At 67.6% G+C, this 17,131-nt stretch carries 17 protein-coding genes, 1 pseudogene and 1 CRISPR repeat array; of the genes and pseudogenes, 11 read left to right on the forward strand and 7 right to left on the reverse strand.

The window, feature by feature from the left end; genetic code table 11:
* Positions 1-68 precede the first annotated feature (68 nt).
* Together NON22_RS09255 and NON22_RS09260 are read left to right on the forward strand one after the other, a co-directional pair.
* Entirely contained in the window at positions 69-1,196 is a 1,128-nt protein-coding gene (locus NON22_RS09255; RefSeq protein ID WP_257386646.1) for a PilT/PilU family type 4a pilus ATPase, read from the forward strand.
* Between the two features lie 7 nt (positions 1,197-1,203).
* Positions 1,204-1,452 (forward strand): hypothetical protein, encoded by a 249-nt coding sequence (locus tag NON22_RS09260; protein ID WP_257386647.1) that lies wholly within the window; start codon positions 1,204-1,206, stop codon positions 1,450-1,452.
* A gap of 184 nt (positions 1,453-1,636) precedes the next feature.
* Here the strand turns inward: NON22_RS09260 and NON22_RS09265 are convergent, their stop codons facing one another.
* The gene (locus NON22_RS09265; RefSeq protein ID WP_257386648.1) at positions 1,637-1,789 is read right to left on the reverse strand and encodes a hypothetical protein; all 153 of its coding nucleotides are present in this window, start codon (positions 1,787-1,789) and stop codon (positions 1,637-1,639) included.
* Here NON22_RS09265 and NON22_RS24970 point away from each other — a divergent pair.
* From NON22_RS24970 to cas2, 3 genes and pseudogenes are all read left to right on the forward strand, one after another.
* Positions 1,749-1,949, forward strand: a pseudogene (locus NON22_RS24970) (CRISPR-associated endonuclease Cas1); the annotation flags it as partial. The gene NON22_RS09265 and the pseudogene NON22_RS24970 sit on opposite strands and share 41 nt — an antisense overlap.
* A gap of 55 nt (positions 1,950-2,004) precedes the next feature.
* Positions 2,005-2,379 (forward strand): CRISPR-associated endonuclease Cas1, encoded by a 375-nt coding sequence (locus NON22_RS09270; protein ID WP_257386649.1) that lies wholly within the window; start codon positions 2,005-2,007, stop codon positions 2,377-2,379.
* The gene (cas2, locus tag NON22_RS09275; protein WP_257386650.1) at positions 2,376-2,660 is read left to right on the forward strand and encodes a CRISPR-associated endonuclease Cas2; all 285 of its coding nucleotides are present in this window, start codon (positions 2,376-2,378) and stop codon (positions 2,658-2,660) included. Before NON22_RS09270 ends, cas2 begins: the two co-directional genes overlap by 4 nt.
* A gap of 278 nt (positions 2,661-2,938) precedes the next feature.
* Positions 2,939-4,779: direct repeats of the CRISPR family, unit length 34 nt; unit sequence GCTGCAGCGGCTTGGCCGCAGAGGCCATTGAGAC.
* A 136-nt stretch (positions 4,780-4,915) separates the two neighbouring features.
* On the opposite strand, the gene NON22_RS09280 is transcribed toward cas2, so the two are convergent.
* From NON22_RS09280 to gshB, 6 genes are all read right to left on the reverse strand, one after another.
* Positions 4,916-6,592: a hypothetical protein gene (locus tag NON22_RS09280; RefSeq protein WP_257386651.1), complete on the reverse strand. Its 1,677-nt coding sequence runs from the start codon at positions 6,590-6,592 to the stop codon at positions 4,916-4,918.
* Between the two features lie 96 nt (positions 6,593-6,688).
* Positions 6,689-7,639 (reverse strand): aspartate carbamoyltransferase catalytic subunit, encoded by a 951-nt coding sequence (locus NON22_RS09285; RefSeq protein WP_257386652.1) that lies wholly within the window; start codon positions 7,637-7,639, stop codon positions 6,689-6,691.
* Positions 7,636-8,055, reverse strand: a complete 420-nt coding sequence (gene ruvX / locus NON22_RS09290; RefSeq protein ID WP_257386653.1) for a Holliday junction resolvase RuvX — start codon at positions 8,053-8,055, stop codon at positions 7,636-7,638. Before ruvX ends, NON22_RS09285 begins: the two co-directional genes overlap by 4 nt.
* A gap of 82 nt (positions 8,056-8,137) precedes the next feature.
* On the reverse strand, positions 8,138-8,704 hold the full coding sequence (locus tag NON22_RS09295; RefSeq protein ID WP_257386654.1) for a YqgE/AlgH family protein: 567 nt from the start codon (positions 8,702-8,704) through the stop codon (positions 8,138-8,140).
* Positions 8,705-8,797: 93 nt separating this feature from the next.
* Positions 8,798-9,661: an energy transducer TonB gene (locus tag NON22_RS09300; protein WP_257386655.1), complete on the reverse strand. Its 864-nt coding sequence runs from the start codon at positions 9,659-9,661 to the stop codon at positions 8,798-8,800.
* Complete coding sequence (gene gshB, locus NON22_RS09305; protein WP_257386656.1) at positions 9,658-10,605, reverse strand: glutathione synthase; 948 nt, start codon at positions 10,603-10,605, stop codon at positions 9,658-9,660. The genes NON22_RS09300 and gshB overlap by 4 nt, the downstream gene beginning before the upstream one ends.
* A gap of 342 nt (positions 10,606-10,947) precedes the next feature.
* On the opposite strand from gshB, the gene pilG reads away from it, so the two are divergent.
* The 6 genes from pilG to NON22_RS09335 form a co-directional block, all read left to right on the forward strand.
* Positions 10,948-11,316, forward strand: a complete 369-nt coding sequence (pilG, locus tag NON22_RS09310) for a twitching motility response regulator PilG (protein ID WP_243746142.1) — start codon at positions 10,948-10,950, stop codon at positions 11,314-11,316.
* Positions 11,317-11,369: 53 nt separating this feature from the next.
* Positions 11,370-11,735 (forward strand): response regulator, encoded by a 366-nt coding sequence (locus NON22_RS09315; RefSeq protein WP_257386657.1) that lies wholly within the window; start codon positions 11,370-11,372, stop codon positions 11,733-11,735.
* Between the two features lie 11 nt (positions 11,736-11,746).
* Positions 11,747-12,301 (forward strand): chemotaxis protein CheW, encoded by a 555-nt coding sequence (locus NON22_RS09320; RefSeq protein ID WP_257386658.1) that lies wholly within the window; start codon positions 11,747-11,749, stop codon positions 12,299-12,301.
* A gap of 61 nt (positions 12,302-12,362) precedes the next feature.
* The gene (locus NON22_RS09325; RefSeq protein WP_257386659.1) at positions 12,363-14,396 is read left to right on the forward strand and encodes a methyl-accepting chemotaxis protein; all 2,034 of its coding nucleotides are present in this window, start codon (positions 12,363-12,365) and stop codon (positions 14,394-14,396) included.
* Between the two features lie 39 nt (positions 14,397-14,435).
* Complete coding sequence (locus NON22_RS09330; protein WP_257386660.1) at positions 14,436-15,308, forward strand: CheR family methyltransferase; 873 nt, start codon at positions 14,436-14,438, stop codon at positions 15,306-15,308.
* Between the two features lie 11 nt (positions 15,309-15,319).
* Positions 15,320-17,131: FimL-related protein (locus NON22_RS09335; protein WP_257386661.1), on the forward strand; the 1,812-nt coding region annotated here is incomplete at its 3' end.

The following is a 17,131-nucleotide window of genomic DNA, read 5'->3' on the forward strand; positions in this document are numbered from 1 at the left end:
GCCCGCGGTCGCCGGCAGGCCGGCGCGGCGCCTCGCCGCGGCGGCGGCCGCAGCAATCGGAGCAGGCAATGAGCAGCGTAGATTTCACCTCGTTTCTGAAGCTGATGGTGCACAAGAAGGCCTCGGACCTTTTCATCACGGCCGGCGTCGCGCCGTCGATGAAGGTGCACGGCCGCATCAGCCCGATCACGCAGAACCCGCTGACGCCGCAGCAGTCGCGCGACATGGTGCTGAACGTGATGACGCCGTCGCAGCGCGAGGAGTTCGAAAAGACGCACGAATGCCAGTTCGCGATCAGCGTGACCGGCGTCGGCCGCTTCCGCGTGTCGTGCTTCTACCAGCGCAACTGCGTCGGCATGGTCCTGCGCCGCATCGAGACCAAGATCCCGACGATCGACGAGCTCGCGCTGCCGGCCGTGATCAAGACGCTCGCGATGACCAAGCGCGGCATCATCATCTTCGTCGGCGCGACCGGCACCGGCAAGTCGACCTCGCTCGCGGCGATGGTCGGCTACCGCAACCAGAACTCGACCGGCCACATCATCACGATCGAGGACCCGATCGAGTACGTGCACAAGCACGAGGGCTGCATCATCACCCAGCGCGAGCTCGGCATCGACACCGACTCCTGGGAGAACGCGCTGAAGAATACGCTGCGCCAGGCGCCCGACGTGATCCTGATCGGCGAAGTGCGCACGCGCGAGACGATGGAGCACGCGATCAATTTCTCCGAGACCGGCCATCTCTGCCTGTGCACCCTGCACGCGAACAACGCGAACCAGGCGCTGGACCGCATCATCCACTTCTTCGGCGAGGACCGCCGCGAACAGCTGTTCATGGACCTGTCGCTGAACCTCAAGGGCATCGTCGCGCAGCAGCTGATTCCGACCCCCGACGGCAAGGCGCGCCGCGTCGCGATGGAAATCATGCTCGGCACGCCGCTCGTGCAGGACTACATACGCAAGGGCGAAGTGCACAAGCTCAAGGACGTCATGAAGGAGTCGACGAACCTCGGCATGCGCACGTTCGACCAGAGCCTGTTCGAGCTCTATCAGGCCGGCGAGATCAGCTACGAGGACGCGCTGCGCCATGCGGACTCGGCCAACGAAGTCCGTCTGCGCATCAAGCTCGCCCAGGGCGGCGACGCGCACACCCTGAGCCAGGGACTCGACGGCGTCGAGCTCATGGAGAGCTGAGCGCGCCATGGGCCCGATACGCCTGATCGACGTGCAGGACGGCCGCGAGCTCGCGCGCATCGAGCGCGCCGATCTCGATTTCCTGATCGACGTGCTCGAGGAGGAATCGAGCACCGACCACGACTACTTCGTGGATCGCGACACGCTGGACTATCTGGCCGAGCGCGGCGCCGAAGCCGCGCTGCTGTCGGCGCTGCGCCACGCCATGGGCGCGCGCGAGGAGATGGAGTTCCGCTGGGAGCTGGCCGACCAGTAGCGCAGGCCGCGCGCGGGGTCCCGGATCGCAGGAGCGCCGCGGCCCAGCCGAGCCGGTGGTCGGCCGGCGAAAAAACGCCTGCTTCTGCCGCGCCGCAGCCGCATACGGCCTTCGCCCCGGCGGTCGACCGCGGGCAGCAAGGCCCGCACGGCCGGCGCTGACGTCGGCCGGAGCGGCGGCCGGATCACGGGACGGCGGAGTTCCCGGCATCGAAAAAAACCGGGCACGAGGCTGCGGCAATCGCCGTTGATGCGGCGCGCAGGTTGGTCGTCGTGTTCACGCCGGATTCTTCGCTGATGACCGTGCTCACCCGCCGCCGCGCCGCGCCGGCGACCATCGACGTGCTCCGGCGCGTACTCGGCGATGTCGAGAAGGCGGCCGACGTCGACGTGCTGCGCGGCGTGGAAGGGCAGGCGGCAGGACGTTACTTCGCCGTTTTCGGCGAGTTGCTGCCGGAAGGATTCGACTTTGCGGCGCGGACGCGCCGTCCGCCGCGTGACCCGGTGAATGCCCTGCTGTCGCTGGGCCATACGCTGCTGCACCAGGCCGCCCATGCGGTGCTGCTGGCCCGCTCGCCTGAATCCGCGGCTCGGCGTCTATCACCAGCCCCGCGGCACGCATGCCGCGCTCGCCTCCGATTTCGTCGAGCCGTTCCGCTTCATCGTCGAACGCCAGGTGCCGAGTCAGCTCAACCGTAGCGAGTTCCGCGCCGACGATTTCGTCCTGCGCGCCGACGGCGCCTGCTGGCTCGCGCCGCCGGCGCGGCGCGGCTTCATTCTGGCCATGCAGCAGCGTTTCCAGGCTCCGCTGCGCGCCAATCATGCGGCTCAGGCGCTCGGCCTCTACGGCCAGTTGCAACAGCAGGCCAGCCGTCTCGTGGCCGCCTTCGATGGCCGGCAGCCGTTTGCGGCGCCGCGATTCCGATGAAGTGCTATCTCGTCGCCTACGATATCGCCGATACCCGCCTGCGCGAGCAGATCGCCCGGCGCCTGCTGCGCGACGGCCTGCGCGTGCAGGAGTCGGTGTTCGAGATCACCGTCAGGAGCGACGCCGCGTTCCGCCGGCTGGTGCAGGATCTGCATGCACTGTGTCCGCCGCCGTTTCCGGGGCAGTTGCGCTGGTACGGGCTGAACCGCGACGCCTTTGCCGCCGCCGGCGCGATCGGCGCGCCGGCGCCGTGTCTGCCGGCCGCGGCGGTCGTCGTATGATCCGCGCCCGGTCGCGACGGAACACTCCTGCAGCAACCGGTTTCCGTGCCGTGCCAGGAACGCCGATCATGCGAAAAAAGTTCACGGCGACAGCCTGTTGCGCCGTTATCGTCACTGCCTGCGACAAGAACGGTTGGTGCAGCTTTGACAACAGAGGATTATTGGGATCGGAATACCCCTTGGCCCCGGCAATCCGGGGCGCCGCTGTTGCGGCGCGCCGGAGGTCGGTGCAAACATCGCGCTACCTCCTTGCTCCGATTGGCGAAAAAAGGAGTGCCGCTGCAGCGGCTTGGCCGCAGAGGCCATTGAGACGGATGGCAGAGAGCCTCTGAAAATCTTCGGCAGCACGGCTGCAGCGGCTTGGCCGCAGAGGCCATTGAGACCGCTGCTGTTCGACTCGCCCCATGGCAAGTTTCAGGCTGCAGCGGCTTGGCCGCAGAGGCCATTGAGACATGCGGCCGTAACGCGCCTTCAGCGGGCGGATGTGAAGCTGCAGCGGCTTGGCCGCAGAGGCCATTGAGACTTTATGCCTGAGCAGGGTGAGCCAGTCACCCGGGATGCTGCAGCGGCTTGGCCGCAGAGGCCATTGAGACCCAACGCGGCGGCAGTGCTGGCAGCGACGGTCTTGCTGCAGCGGCTTGGCCGCAGAGGCCATTGAGACCTGGTGATATGCACGGTGAAGAGGCGTTCAGGCGGCTGCAGCGGCTTGGCCGCAGAGGCCATTGAGACCTTTTGTAGCCCGGCTTGATGCCGCCCGGCCCGATCAGCTGCAGCGGCTTGGCCGCAGAGGCCATTGAGACCAAGGCAGCGCCGAAGGCGTCGACTTCGGCTTTGGGCTGCAGCGGCTTGGCCGCAGAGGCCATTGAGACTCCTTCTTGTCCTCGAGGTGGCTCTCTTCCTCGCTGCAGCGGCTTGGCCGCAGAGGCCATTGAGACCTTCCAACCTGTGTCAGAGAGAGTGAGGTTCCACGGCTGCAGCGGCTTGGCCGCAGAGGCCATTGAGACCGAACATTCTCCCGTGAATCTCGCAGTAGAACAGCTGCAGCGGCTTGGCCGCAGAGGCCATTGAGACTTAAATATTGAAACAAACTCTCAACCAGTTTTGCTGCAGCGGCTTGGCCGCAGAGGCCATTGAGACCGCACGCGGGTGCCACCATCGGCGCCCTCGAAGTAGGCTGCAGCGGCTTGGCCGCAGAGGCCATTGAGACTGAAGGTATAGGCGGTGTCGGCCATCGGGCCGGCTGCAGCGGCTTGGCCGCAGAGGCCATTGAGACGTCGAGCGGGTTCGGCAACAGGCCGTAGATGTAGTCGCTGCAGCGGCTTGGCCGCAGAGGCCATTGAGACAGTACGGTTCGCAGGACGGGATGATGATGCTGTTCCGGCGCTGCAGCGGCTTGGCCGCAGAGGCCATTGAGACTCGGGGCAGAACACGTCGTCGCGGCCGAAGGTGCGGGCTGCAGCGGCTTGGCCGCAGAGGCCATTGAGACTAGTGGTTGATCGGGACGCAGCAGCCGCCGCCGACCGGCTGCAGCGGCTTGGCCGCAGAGGCCATTGAGACAGAATCACCCACTGGTCGAGCTGACCAGCCGCGTTGCGCTGCAGCGGCTTGGCCGCAGAGGCCATTGAGACGGACAGCTCGGCTACCGTTTCCGCCGCGTTGACTGCGGCTGCAGCGGCTTGGCCGCAGAGGCCATTGAGACTTCACCCCCGATGAGGGAGACGAGAACGATGGCGGCGGCTGCAGCGGCTTGGCCGCATAGGCCATTGAGACTCGTAACGGTGCCGCGCACGAGCGACTTGATGTGGGCTGCAGCGGCTTGGCCGCAGAGGCCATTGAGACTTGAGGTCTGTCACCTTCTTGGCCAGATCTTCCACGGCTGCAGCGGCTTGGCCGCAGAGGCCATTGAGACCAACCAGGGATCCTCAGGGGCACAGGCACCTGGGGGCTGCAACGGCTTGGCCGCAGAGGCCATTGAGACCTTCAAGGAGAGCAACGTGGGCCTGTTTCGGGTTGGCTGCAGCGGCTTGGCCGCAGAGGCCATTGAGACTCGACGAAGTTCAGTGTGGCGACATCGGCACGGACGGCGCTGCAGCGGCTTGGCCGCAGCCCCCAATTAGAGACTCATGCCGGAACTTTGAGCGGGGAGATAGGCCCGAGCTGGACGGCCAGGCCGCAAGGTCATCGAGGACGGCGGCCCGACGGCCTGCCGGCCTCTGCGCAGCAGGCCGCGGCGGCTGGCGCCGCCGCCGCCGGGTTCAGCGCATTTCCACGGTTTCGTGCATGGCGACGCCGGCGTCGTTCGCGGTCAAGGTGAACGCGATGCGGGCGAACCATTTCTCGTACAGCGCGAACAGCTGTTTCTGCCCCTCGAGATCGGCGCGCTGCTCGGCCGGAATCAGAGCGCCCATCGCGTCGAACATGCCGCCGAAGCGGCCGTACATCGCGCCGGTCAGCTGCATGCGCAGGAACACCGGTTCCTTCGCTGCCGGCGCGGTCAGGAACGCGGAGAGACCGGCTTCCTCTCCGGCGCCGGCCGACAGGGCCAGCGCCTGGTTGTCCATGGCGAGGAACAGCGGCGGCACCGGCGGCGGCGCGAGGCCGGCCGGCAGCGCGACGGGCTTGCCGTCGGCGGTCAGCTTGAGGTCCTTGAGTGCGGGCAGCACGAGCTGGGCCATCGCGACGGCGCCGGCCGGATTGTTCAGCGCGACGACGAGCTTGCCGGCGACCTCGGGCTTTTCCTTGCCGGCGGCGAAATCGAGCTTGCTGAGCTGCACGCGCAGGCCGGCCAGGTCGCTGGCCGGCGGCGGAATCGTCGTGTCGAGGCTCTGCTTGAACTTGGCGAAGCCTTCGTTGAGGTCGGCCAGTTCGGCGCAGGCATAGGGCTTCTCGACGACGGCCTTGGCCTGCTTGAGCCAGAACGCCTTCTGCTTGAGCACGGGCAGCGCGAGCGCGAAATCGGTCAGGCCCTCGGCGGCGGCGGCGGTGCCGGGCGCGGCGACCAGGCTCGCGGCGAAGTCCTTGGCCAGCGCCGGCTCGAGCTCGAGCTGAGCGTGCACGGTCATGCGCTTGGGTTCGAGCTGCGTATAGCCGGCGACGAGGCGCGGGAACTTGGCCACGATGGAGCGCACTTCGGCCTTGCAGGTCGCGTCCAGCGGCGGCATGTCGCCGACGGTGCCCGCGAGTTCGCGGCGCAGCGGATTGGTCTCGTCGCCGAGGAAATCGACGAGACGCACGAAATCGACATAGCCCGAGCTGTACGGCAGGTAGCCGTAGCGCTTGTTCAGAGCGGCCAGGCTCGCCGGATCCAGCGGCTTGGCCGGACGCGTCAGGCCCAGCAGTCGCTTGCGCAGATCCTCGCTGGCCGCGGCCGGCGCGACGCTGAGCACGAGCTGCCCGTCGACGATGCCGAGCAGCAGCTGGGCCTTCTCGATCGGCAAGGTCCAGTATTCGAGCTCGCCGAGCCTGGCCGTCGGCAGCTGCGCGCCGGCCTTGGCCTCGACGCGGGCGATCGCCGCGCGCAGCTTGGCCGGGTCGGCCAGCTCCAGGCGCATCACCGGCAGCACGCCCACGCCGTAGACGGCCATGTGTGCGCTGCCCTTGATGCCGAGCGCCTCGGTGGTGCCGGCGCTGACGTGCCCGGAAACTTCGTCGAGCAGCGCGCGCGCGGCCTTGACCGGAACCGCGTTCGGCGCTTCGGCTTCGGCCTTGTCGAGCAGGCGCCGGTACATGGTCAGCGAGATCGGCCAGACCTCGCGCGTGGTCTGCGACCACTGGTCGATGACCGGCTGCGGCATGGGCTCGAGATTGGCGAAGACGTAAGGCGTGTCCGCCGGCACGAAGGCCAGCGGCGCGTTGGCGTCGGGCTTGCTGCCGCAGCCGGCCAGGGCCAGCAGCAGGGCGAGCGGAGCGACACGTCGGACGAGGGCGGACATAGGCATTCCCCAGGGTGGAAACACGGTGCGGACCGCGGGGCCGCACGGACGATTGCGCACTACAAACGACGGCGGCGGCTGCCGCCGAACGCGCCGTCAGGCGCCCAGCAGTTCGGCCAGCACCGCCATCCGCACGAACACGCCGTTGGAGACCTGTTCGAGGATGCACGATTGTGCGCCGTCGGCGACGGCCGAGGCGATTTCCACTTCGCGGTTGATCGGGCCCGGATGCATGACGAGGCAGTCCGGCCGGGCGATGCGCAGGCGGCGTGCATCGAGGCCGTAGCGCGCGTAGTAGGCCTGTTCCGACGGCACCTGCGCCTGCTGCATGCGCTCTTTCTGCAGGCGCAGCATCACGATGACGTCGACGCCGTCCAGTGCCGCGTCGAAGTCCTCGACGATCTCGCAGCCGGGCAGCGCGTCCTGGGCCGGCAGCAGGTTGGCCGGCGCGCAGACGCGCAGGTGGCCGACGCCGAGCGTGCGCAGCGCGTGGATGTCCGAACGCGCGACGCGCGAATGCAGGATGTCGCCGCAGATCAGCACGCGCAGCGCGGCGAAGTCGGGCCGGTGGCGGCGGATCGTGAACGCGTCGAGCAGGCCCTGGGTCGGATGCGCGTTGTTGCCGTCGCCGGCGTTGACGACGCTGGCCGAGCCGCGCACGTGGCGGGCGAGGAACTCGGCCGTGCCGTTTTCCTTGTGGCGCACGACGAACGCGTCGCAGTGCATGGCTTCGAGCGTGTGCAGGGTGTCGACGAGCGACTCGCCCTTGCTGGTCGAGGAATTGGCGATGTCGAAGTTGATGACGTCGGCGCCGAGGCGCTTGGCGGCCAGGTCGAACGAGGTGCGCGTGCGCGTGGAGTTCTCGAAGAACAGGTTGACCACGGCGCGGCCCTGCAGTAGGCCCAGCGCATGCCGGTCGGCGAGCCATTGCTCGCGCATGCGTTCCGCTCGGTCGAGCAGATGCAGGATCTGCGCGGCGGACAGATGTTCGAGGCTGATCAGGTGGCGCAGGCGGCGCGGCGTGTCGGGCGGGTCGGAAAGCGTCATGAGGGATCGGCGAGCCAGGTTTCGGTGATGACTTCGGCGGCCACCGCATCGATGTCGGCCACCTGTTTGCGCTTGGCCAGCCCGGCGGCGCGGCGCTGGGCGAAGCGCCGGGCGGCCTCGATGGAGCTGCGCCGCTCGTCGACGAGGTGCAGCGGCAGGCCGCAGCGCTTGACCAGGGCGGCGGCGAACGCGCGCGCGCCGCGGCTGGCTGGCTGCTCGGCGCCGTCGAGGGTCAGCGGCAGGCCGACGAGGAGCGCGTCGGGCTGCCATTCGCGTACCCAGCGGTCGATGCGTTCCCAGTCCGGGCCGTTGCCGCCGTTGGTGACCACGCCGAGCGGACGCGCCGTGCCGGTCAGCCGGTTGCCCAGCGCGACGCCGATCAGCCGGCTGCCGTAATCGAAGCCCAGCACGTTCATCGCAGCCCGAGCGCGCTGCGGCGCGCGTCAGCCTGCCGCATCGCGGCCGTCGGCGTGGCAAGGGGAGTGCGTGCTGCCGTATTCAGGCATGGCCGGCATAGTCGGTCAGCTGGGCCATGCTGCTGACGCCGAGCAGTGCTGCGGCGGCGTCCCAGCGCTCGTCGAGCGGCGTGTCGAACAGCAGCTGTTCGCGCACCGCCACCGTGAGCCAGGCATTGTCGAGCAGTTCCTGTTCGAGCTGGCCCGGGCTCCAGCCCGCATAGCCCAGCGCGACGACGGCATGCTCGGGACCTTCGCCGGCAGCCATCGCGATCAGGATGTCGCGCGAGGTCGTGACCGAGATGCGTTCGGAGATGCGGAACGAGGATTCCCAGTTGCCGCCCGGCGCATGCAGCACGAAGCCGCGCTCGGGCTGCACCGGCCCGCCGATCAGCACCGGCGCGTCGTTGACCTCGATGAGCTCCGAGGACAGGTTCATCTGCGCGAGCACGTCGCCGAGGCGGTATTCCGACAGGCGATTGACCAGCAGGCCCATCGCGCCGTCCTCGTTGTGCTGGCAGACGAAGGTGACGCCGCGCGCGAAATTGGGATCGCGCATCGCCGGCATCGCGATGAGCAGCTGATTGGATAACGAGGCGAAGGAACTCATGGGCGCCGATTGTAGCGGCATTTTCGAGCGGCATTCGCCGGCCGCCCGCTGCGCGCCCAGGCTGTGGCCGGTACTCATCGGCCGCCCCGCGCCTCAGCGGTTACGCAGCACGTCGCCGGGCAGGAATTGCCAGGTGCGCGTGATGTAGAGCTCGTCGATGTCCTCGCCGGTCTTCGGGATTGGCGGGAACGGCGCGGCCAGCTGCACGATGCGCTGCACGGCGTCGTCGAGCACCTTGTGGCCCGAGCCCTGGATCACATCCATGCGCTTGACGCTGCCGTCCTTGTTCAAGGTGACGGTCAGCAGCACGTCGCCGTGCAGCTGCTGGCGGCGCGCCTCGTCCGGATAGTTCAGGTTGCCGATGCGCTCGATGCGCGCGGCCCAGCCGGCGAGGTACGAGGCGTAGGCGTATTCCTTGGTGTTGGCCGACAGGAACTTCTTCTTCGGGCGCTTCGCGTAGGACTCGCGCTGGCGCTGGTATTCCTGGGCCAGCTGGGCCATTTCCGCGCTGTGCTCGACGAGCTCCTGCGCCGGCGGCTTGGGCAGGCTCGGCGATTCGGGCGCCTCGCGCGCGGTGGTCACGGCGAAGTCGGCGCGCTTCTGCGTCAGCACCTCGGTCGGCGTCGCCGGCTTGGGCTGCGGGGCGCCGGCGTCGAGCGGACGCGGCGCGACGCCGGGCGTGGGCTTAGGCACCGGGCTCGATAGCGGATCGGCCGGCCGGCGCGCCTCGTCCCGGTCGCCGCCGCCGGCGTTGCTGCTCTGCGCGAGGAAGTCGGCCTTGTCGGGTTTTTCCTTGTTCGTGGCCTGGATCAGGATCACGTCCAGCGCCGGCAGGCGCGAGGCCGGCGTCGCATAGGTGAACGTGACGCCGAGGATCACCACCGCGTGCGCGATCAGCGAGAACAGCAGAGTCACGCCGAAACGGTCGGCGCCGGACGCGGGTCGGGTCGTGCTCACGCGAGTTTGCTTTCGATGCAGTCGAACAGGGATCCGGCGATGTTAAGCCCGAACTGAGCGTCGAGCTCGCGGATGCAGGTCGGAGATGTGACGTTGATCTCGGTCAGCCAGTCGCCGATCACGTCGAGGCCGACGAAGATCATGCCGCGGCGCTTGAGCTCGGGGCCGACCTGGGCCGCGATCCAGCGGTCGCGCTCGGTCAGCGGCCGGCCTTCGCCGCGGCCGCCGGCGGCGAGGTTGCCGCGGAAGTCGTCGCCCTGCGGGATGCGCGCGAGCGCATACGGCACCGGTTCGCCGTCGATCAGCAGGATGCGCTTGTCGCCGTCGACGATGGCCGGCAGGTATTTCTGCGCCAGCGCGAACGCGCGGCCGTTCAGCGTGAGCGTCTCCAGGATCGAGTTCAGGTTCGGGTCGCCGTGTCCGGAGCGGAAGATGCCGCGGCCGCCCATGCCGTCCAGGGGCTTGAGCACGATCTGGCCGTGCTCGGCCGCGAAGCGGCGCAGCTCGCCGCGGTCGCGCGCGACCAGGGTCGGCGCGCAGCACTGCGGGAAGGACAGGGTGAACAACTTCTCGTTCATGTCGCGCAGGCCGCGCGGGTCGTTGACGACCAGGGTGCCGGCGGCCCGGGCCAGGTCTAGTACCATCGTGTCGTAGATGAACTGGGGGTCGACCGGCGGGTCTTTGCGCGCGAGCACCGCGTCGACGCCGGCCAGCGGCTGCCATTCGGCCGCTTCGAGCGCGAACCAGCGGTACGGATCGTCCTCGACGGTCAGCGGCGCGAGCCGGGCCCAGGCCTCTCCCTGGCGCACGGCCAGGTCGCCCTGGGTGCAGTAGCGCAGCCGCCAGCCGCGCCGCTGGGCCTCCAGCAGCATCGCCAGGGTCGAGTCCTTTTTGGGCGTAATCGTGGCGATGGGGTCCATCAGCACGACGAGGGTGCGGGCCATGCACGCGGGTCCTGGCAAAGGCGGGAAGTGCCGATGATGCCCGTGCAGGTGCCATCTGTACTAGCATCGCGCTAGACTCTCGCCGAGCGTGCGGGGAGCGCCGCCGGAACGAGGTTCCTAAGCGACGGCAGCAACTTAGGCGACGAACTTGACACGTTCGCTGACTAGCGGTTAAACAGCGGAAAAGCCCGGCTCCGGCGCCCCGTGCAGCGCTGCGGCAAGGTTGCAGAACGACGTCGCAGTGGTAATGGCAAGGCTCGTGCATGGGGATTCCCCCGTGCCGCAGAACGGTGGCTTGGAGGGTACGTGGAAGACGCGACGAAATCGGGCAGTCTGAGCGGCATGAAGGTGATGGTCATCGACGACTCGAAGACCATACGCCGCACGGCCGAGACGCTGCTGAAGAAGGAAGGCGCCGACGTCGTCACCGCGACCGACGGCTTTGAGGCGCTGGCGAAGATCTCCGATCACCAGCCGCACATCATCTTCGTCGACATCATGATGCCGCGGCTCGACGGTTATCAGACCTGCGCGCTCATCAAGAACAATCAGATGTTCAAGGGCACGCCCGTGATCATGCTGTCTTCCAAGGACGGTCTGTTCGACAAGGCCCGCGGCCGCATAGTCGGCTCGGAACAGTATTTGACCAAACCGTTTACCCGGGAAGAGCTCCTCGGCGCGATCCGGCGCCACGTGGATCTGAAAGCGTGACGCCACAGCGGCAGCTTTAGGGGGTAACGCCATGGCGCTCACAGGGGGAAGCGATGGCTCACATTCTGATCATTGACGACTCGCCGACCGACATCCGCGTCTTCACGACGCTGCTGGAAAAGGCGGGTCATCGCGTCAGCAGCGCGGCCAATGCCGAGGACGGCATAGTCGCGGTGAAGCGCGAGCGGCCCGATCTCGTCATCATGGACGTGATCATGCCGGGCATGAACGGCTTCCAGGCGACTCGAACCTTGAGCCGCGACGAAGCCACGGCGCATATTCCGATCCTCATCGTGACGACGAAATCGATGGAGACGGACCGCGTCTGGGGTCTGCGCCAGGGGGCGAAGGACTTCGTGACCAAGCCGGTGAGCGAGAAGGAACTGCTCGCCCGAATCCAGACCCTGTTGCCGAGTTGAGCCTCGACCCCATGTCTGCAACGACCGACACGCTGCAACTGACTCCGTTCGAAGTGCTCGCCGACTACGAGCGGCGCAGTCTTGCGCACATTGCAGGCATGCCCGAGGAAGTCGAGGCTTCCGGCCTCTGGCGCGGCATCGGCTTCCGCGTCGGTACGCGCTACCTCGTGTCGAGCATCGCCGAGGTCAACGAAATCCTGACGTTCCCGCAGCTGACCGTCGTGCCGGGCACGCGGCCGTGGCTGCTCGGCGTGGCCAACGTGCGCGGCAACCTCGTGCCGATCGTCGACCTGCGCAACTTCGTCGAAGCCGAGCGCAGTGCGCTGGCCGACTCCAGTCGCGTACTCATCATCCGCCAGCACGGCGGCAGCGTCGGACTGCTCGTCGACGAAGTGCTGGGACAGCGCAATTTTTCCGACGAACAACGCGCCGAGGCGGAAGCGGAATCCGACTCGCGCTATGGCCGTTTCGTACCCGAGCGCTACCAGTTGGGGGACGTGTTCTGGGGGCTGTTCAGCATGACAGCGCTGGTCCGCACACCGGAATTCCTGCAAGCATCGGCGTAATCCCGCGCGCGGTCCAGCCACCAAGACGCGGGGCGAACTCATTGGCTGTTGAGGTGAAGGCATGAGCACAACATCGGGGGCCGTCAAGGAACGTGCGTCGGGCACGAATACTTGGCTGATCATTCTTCTGCTGCTGGCACTCGCCGTGGCCGCAGTCGACTTCTTCCTGCTCAACAAGAAGAACAACGACGACCGCCAGGCTGTGGCGCTGACCACGCAGATCCAGGTGTTGTCGCAGTCGATCGCGAAGTACGCCTCCGAATCCGCAGGCGGCAACATCGACGCCTTCAAGGAGCTCGAGGCGACGCGCAACAACATCGACAAGTACATCCAGGCGCTGAACCGCGGCGACGAAAAGGAAGGCATGCCCGGCTATGCCGAGGAAGCCATCGTCACCAAGCAGCTGCAGGAACTCAGCCGCGCCTGGGCTTCGCTGAACACCAACGCGACGAAGATCCTCGGCAACAAGGAGCTCGTGCTCAGCTCCGCCGCGACCGCGAGCGACTTCTCCGGCCAGATCCCGATCCTCAACTCGCGCATGGACGAGGTGGTCAACATCCTGACCAACCGCAGCGGCTCGACCCAGCAGGTGCAGATCTCGATGCGCCAGATGCTGCTGGCCGACCGCATGATCCGCCGCGTGCAGGAAATCCTGCTCGGCGGCCAGGGCGCCCAGTCCGCGGCCGACGGCTTCTCGCGCGATGCGCGGCTCTACGGCGCCGTGCTCAACGGCCTGATCAACGGCTCCCCCGACTTCAACATCAAGGCGCTCGACAACGCCAACGGCCGCGAGATCCTGACCGACATCTACGCCAAGTGGACCGGCATGGCCGAGCCGGTGCAGAAGATCCTCGATTCCGCCTCCAGCCTGCAGGAAGTCAAGGAATCCGCCGACAATATCTTCGGCGACTCGCAGACCGTGCTGTTGCGCGCCAACGACGTCGCGACGAAGATCGGCGAGTTGTCCAACAAGCGCCTGTTCCCGAACGTCTGGTGGGGCCTGATCGCCGCGGCCGTCGCTGCCGCGCTGCTCGTCATCCTGCTGATCGCCCAGGCGCGCGACCAGCGCCGCCGCTACTCGGTCACGGCCGAACTGAACCAGCGCAACCAGGAAGCCATTCTGCGGCTGCTCGACGAAATGGGATCGCTCGCCGAAGGCGACCTCACTGTCAAGGCGACCGTCACCGAGGACATCACGGGCGCGATCGCCGACTCGGTCAACTTCGCCGTCGAAGCGCTGCGCTCCCTGGTGACCACCATCAACGAGACGGCCGTGCAGGTGTCGGCCGCCGCGCAGGAAACGCAGGCGACTGCGATGCACCTCGCGGAAGCCGCGGAACATCAGGCGCAGCAGATCACGTCCGCGTCGGCGGCGATCAACGAAATCGCCGTGTCGATCGACGAGGTGTCGAAGAACTCCGCCGAATCGGCCGACGTGGCGCAGCGCTCGGTGCAGATCGCGTCCAAGGGCGCGGCCATCGTGCGCCAGACGATTCAGGGCATGGACTCGATCCGCGACCAGATCCAGGAGACGTCCAAGCGAATCAAGCGTCTCGGCGAGTCGTCGCAGGAAATCGGCTCGATCGTCGAACTCATCAACGACATCGCGGAACAGACGAACATCCTCGCGTTGAACGCCGCGATCCAGGCGGCTTCGGCCGGCGAGGCGGGCCGCGGCTTCGCGGTCGTCGCCGACGAAGTGCAGCGACTCGCGGAACGCGCGTCGAACGCGACGAAGCGAATCGAAACGCTGGTGCAGACGATTCAGTCCGACACCAACGAAGCGGTCAGCTCGATGGAACAGACGACTGCGGAAGTGGTCGCCGGCGCCCGGCTGGCCGAGGACGCGGGCCTGGCCCTCGGCGAGATCGAAAAGGTGTCGAACGACCTCGCCGACCTGATTCAGAACATCTCCGAGGCGGCGCGCCAGCAGTCGGCTGCTGCAACGAACATCTCGGCGACCATGAACGTGATTCAGGAAATCACGACGCAGACCTCGCTCGGTGCGAGCCAGACCGCCGAATCGATCGGCAACCTGGCCCAGCTCGCCGCGGATCTGCGCCGTTCGGTAGCGGACTTCAAGCTTCCGACCTGACGGCGGACGCTTGCCTGACGATGAGGTGATTCGGCGCGCATGGCCCTTGCGATCGGTAATTGGTCGGCGCTCTCTGCCTTGCCGGGCATGGACGATGCCGAATTCGCGCGCTGGGCGGACATGCTCGAACGGCGCACGGGTGTCGTCGTGCCGCCGGCGCGCAAGCCGTTCCTGGTCACGGCCGTCCGCGGCCGCATGCGCGAGACCGGCCACGAGCGCTTCGACGACTATTACCGCGATCTGCACAAGGTCCCCGAGGGCGCGATCGAGTGGACCACGCTGGTCGACCGCCTGACGGTCCACGAGACGCATTTCTTCCGCCATCCGCCGTCGTTCGACCTGATCGCCAACGAGTGGCTGCCGCGCCTGGTCAAGAGCGGCAGCCAGGGCGCGCTGCACGCGTGGAGCGTGGGCTGCTCGACCGGCGAGGAGGCGTACACCTTGGCGATGGTGCTCGACCGCCACGTCAGCGCGTTCAACGACGCGCGCGTCTATTTCGGCGTCACGGCGACCGACGTGAGCCAGCCGGCCCTGTCGGTGGGCCGCTCCGGGCTGTATCCGCGGACCAAGTTCGGCGAGATCCCGCCCGACTACCGCGAACGCTATGCCGAGGAAATCGACGCCGACTCGTTCCAGATCAAGGAGACGCTGCGCAAGCGCGTCGGTTTCGCCCAGTTCAATCTGCTCGACGTGGCGCGCGCGCCGCTCAAGCGGCTCGATCTGATTTTTTGCCAGAACGTACTGATCTACTTTGCACGGGATCGTCGGCGTGAGCTGCTTGGCGCGCTGGCGGGATTGCTCAAGCCCGGCGGTCTGCTGGTGCTCGGCGCCGGCGAGGTCACCAGCTTCGCCCATCCCACCTTGAGCCGCGTGCCGCACCGGCAGGCGCTCGCCTTCCTGCGCAACCGTTGAGAGAAAAGCGCATGAGACTGCAAGACGACATCGACTTCACCACGCTCAACTGGGTCAAGCAGGAGCTCGACGAGACCCTGAAGCAGGCGCGCCAGGCGCTCGAGGCCTATGTCGACGATCCCGCCGACTCCAGCCTCATGCGCTTCTGCGCGACCTATCTGCATCAGGTGCAGGGCACCCTGCGCATGGTCGAGCTCTACGGCGCGTCGATGGTCGTGGAGGAAATGGAGCGTCTCGCGCAGACACTGCTCGACGGCGAGATCCGCCAGAAGGAAGAAGCCTATTCGGTGCTGATGCGCGGCATCGTGCAGCTGCCCGACTATCTCGAGCGCCTGCAGAGCGGCCACAAGGACATTCCGATCGTCCTGCTGCCGCTGCTCAACGACCTGCGCGCCGTGCGCGGCGAGGAGCTGTTCTCCGAAAGCGTGCTGTTCTCGCCGGACCTGAGCCTGCCGCTGCCGGCCAGCGCCGACGGCGCGGCGCAGCCGCTGCCCGAGGGCGAACTCAAGCTCACCGCCGGCCGTCTGCGCACGGCCTACCAGGTCTCGCTGCTGAAATGGCTGCGCGCGTCCGATCCGCGCCTGGAGACCGACAAGCTCATCGACCTGCTCGGCCGCGTGCGCGCGATCAGCCATGCGGTCGAACCGCGCCGCGTCTGGTGGATCGGCAGCGCCGTGCTCGAAGGCGTCGGCGCCGGCGCGATCGAGGCGAGTCCCGCGGTCAAGCTGCTGTTCGGCAAGGTCGACCGCGAGATCAAGCGCCTCGTCGACGCGGGCGAAGCCGCGTTCCAGTCCGCGCCGCCGCGCGAGCTGCTGAAGAACCTGCTGTATTACGTCGCTCACGCGAACGGCGAATCGCCGCGCCTGGCCGAAGTGCGGCAGGCCTTCCGGCTGCAGTCGCTGCTGCCGAGCGAGAAGGAACTCGAACACGCCAAGGGCTCGATCTCGGGCCACAACCGCGCGCTGCTCGACACCGTGTCGCTCGCGATCAAGGACGACCTGCTGCGCGTCAAGGAAGCGCTCGACATCTTCCTGCGCGCCCAGGGCAACGATCCGGCCGAGCTCATGGCGCAGGTCGACGTGCTCGACCGCGTCGGCGACACGCTCGGCATGCTCGGCCTCGGCGTGCCGCGGCGCGTCGTCGTCGAACAGCGCGGCATCGTCGAGGAAATCGCCAACAAGACGCGCTCGCCCGACGAGAGCACCCTGCTCGACGTCGCCGGCGCGCTGCTCTACGTCGAAGCCTCGCTCGACGACCACATCGAGCGCCTCGGCGCCGACACGCCCGAGGATACCGGCAGCGGCGGCATGGAGCTGCCGAAGGCCGAAGTGCGCAAGATCCTCGATGCGCTGATGAAGGAAGCGACGACGAACCTGGCCCAGGCCAAGAACGACATCGTCGCGTTCATCGAGTCGCCCTGGGATCACGCCAAGGTCGAACAGATCCCGCGCCTGCTCGACGAAGTCTCCGGCGCGCTGCGCATGCTCGACCTGCACAAGCCGGCCGAGCTCATGCACGGCCTCGTGCGCTTCATCGAGGTCGAGCTGCTGCGCTGGCGCCGCGTGCCGACGGCCGAGCAGATGGACAAGCTCGCCGACACGATCGCCTCGATCGAGTATTACCTCGAAGCGACGCGCGACCAGCGCGCCGGCCGCGAGAAGATCCTCGACGTCACGCGCGAAAGCCTCGAGGCGCTCGGCTACTGGCCGGTTCCCGAGGACGACGGCGACGCGCCCGAGCCGCCGCCGACGCGCTCGCCGCTGCCGCCGAGCGGCGAAAGTGCCGCGCCGCCGATCGCCGCGGCTCCGACGACGCCGGCGTTC

Origin of the sequence: Tahibacter caeni (assembly GCF_024609805.1) — a bacterium.
Classification (GTDB): Bacteria; Pseudomonadota; Gammaproteobacteria; order Xanthomonadales; family Rhodanobacteraceae; genus Tahibacter; species Tahibacter caeni.